The 2,077-nt window shown below is 66.3% G+C and carries 2 protein-coding genes; both read right to left on the bottom strand.

Annotation, left to right across the window (positions count from 1 at the left end; all coding sequences use genetic code 11):
* Window positions 1-1,016: SurA N-terminal domain-containing protein (locus tag VEG08_12160; GenBank protein ID HXZ28737.1), on the bottom strand; the 1,016-nt coding region annotated here is incomplete at its 3' end.
* A 98-nt stretch (window positions 1,017-1,114) separates the two neighbouring features.
* On the bottom strand, window positions 1,115-2,077 hold a 963-nt coding region (locus VEG08_12155; protein ID HXZ28736.1), incomplete at its 5' end, for a thioredoxin domain-containing protein.

Here is a 2,077-nt window from a genome sequence, read left to right as displayed (position 1 = left end):
TTGGCCTCGTTGCGGGCGACCTCGTAGTAGGCGGTCTTCAGCAGTTGCTCCAGGCGCTGGCGAAGTTGCTCGCGGATGGCCTGCTGCACCCGGGGATCGTTGAACTCGCGCTGCCCGGCGGGCTCCTTGGCCAGCAACTGCACGATGCGGTAGCCCTTGCCCTGGGGGCCGACCACGGGGATGGCGCCGCTGATCTGCCCCGCCTTCATCTTGGTGAGGGCGTCGCGGGTGCCGGGGTCGGTCTGCTTGAGGGAGGATTCGGGGACCAGGCCCATGTCGCCGCCGTTGGGAGCGGAGTCGGGGTCCTCGGAGTAGTCCATGGCCAGGGTAGCGAAGTCGTCGCCGCTGTCCAGGCGGTTGAGGAGCATCTGTACCTTGGCGCGGGCCTCGGTGTCGTTCTGCGCCTTGGAGTTCTTGCGGTTGTGCACCATGGGATTGGGCTGCGAGCTGACCCAGATCTGGGCGATGTGGTACTGGGGCTCGATGAGGTTGAACTCGGCCTTGTGGGCGTCGTAGTAGTTCTTGATGTCGGCGTCGCTGATGTTGATCTTGGAGGTGACTTCCTTGTTGAAGAGCTTCTGGATGGTGAGGTTGCGGCGGACCTCGTCCTTCAGGTCCTGCTGGGTGATGCCGCGGTCCTTGAGGCGCTTGGCGAACTCCTCCTGGGTGTAGGGGGCCTTGATCTCGGCGAACTTGCTCTCCACCTCGTCGTCGGAGGCCACCAGCTTGAGCTTCTCGGCGCGCTGCATGAGGATCTGCTGCTGGATGAGTTCGCTGAGGATGCCCAGGCGGAGGCTGGCCGCCTGCTCGCCGGTGGGCTTCTGGGGAGCGTCGGCGGTCTGGTTATTGAAGTACTTGTCGACCTCGGAGCGCAGGATCTTCTGGCCGTTGACGGTGGCCATGACGTCCTTGTCGCTCTGGCCACGGTGGCAGCCCAAGCCCCAGGCCAGCAGGGCCAGAGTCAACAGCCCGGCCAGGGCCTTGGCCGGGGAAAATCGCGCGCCATCGAGTCTCAATCCGTCCTCCGCGAGCTTAGGCAGCGGTCACAAGGGGAAGAAACGATTGTACCGAAGCCACTTCGACCCCGCCAACTCGGGTGGCTTCCGCCGCGCCCCTACTTCTTGGCCGGGGGAGCGGGCGGGGAGGCCGGCTCGGCGGGCGCCGGCACGGGCTGGCCGGCATCGCGCAGGGCCCGGTCCAGCACCCGGCGCAACTCCTCCGGGGGGACGGCGCCGTCCACCTTCTCCCCGTTCACGAACATGGTGGGAGTGCCGTCCACGCCCAGGGTGTCGCCCTCCTTGATGGAAGCCTCGATGGCCTTCTCGTCGGCGGTCTTGAGGCAGGCGGCGAGCTGGGAGTCGTCGAGCTTGAAGCGGGCGGCCTGGTCGGCGGCGACCTGGTCCACGGCCTTGACCTGGTCCGGGAAGGACTTGGGAGCCGAGCGCGGCCCCTCGATCTTGCCCAGGTTGGTGTGCACGTAGTCGGCGAAGCCCCAATAGGCGTCGGCGTTCTGCGCGGCCAGGCAGTTGGCGTCCATGGCGGCGTGCCGCGCCCAGGGATGGAAGGGCAGCGGGTAGTCCTTGTACACCAGCTTGATGCGGTCGCCGTAGGGCTTGAGGATGCTCTCCAGGATGACGCTGTGCATCTCGGCGCAGTAGGGACACTGGAAGTCGTCGAAGTTGACCACCACCACCTTGGCGTTAGGGTTGCCGCGCACCGGGCGGCCGGCCAGGTCGATCTTGCTCATCACATCGCCGGCGGCGCTGACGTCCATCTTGGTGAAGCGCGCCAGGGTGTTGTTGTCTTTGGAGATCAGGAAGTCGAAGGGCGTCTTCTTCTCGCCGCTGACCAGAGTGACGGTGAGGGTGTCGTAGCCGGGGAAATCGCTGGGCTTGCGCTCGCCCACCACGACGTCCACCTTGGAGGGGACTTGGAAGCGCTCGCGGATGCGCAGCGCGATGCGCCGGTTGAGTTCGGCGCTGGAGGCCGGGGTGGAGGCTGCGGTGTTGGACTGCGCCGCACAACCCAGGCAGAGCAGGAAGACCAGCAGGAGAGCACGTTTTGCCAGAACCACGAG

Source organism: Terriglobales bacterium (assembly GCA_035624475.1).
Taxonomy (GTDB): Bacteria; Acidobacteriota; Terriglobia; order Terriglobales; family Acidobacteriaceae; genus DASPRL01.
The sequence above is the reverse complement of the archived record's forward strand: the minus strand, read 5'-3'. Positions and strand labels throughout refer to the sequence as shown.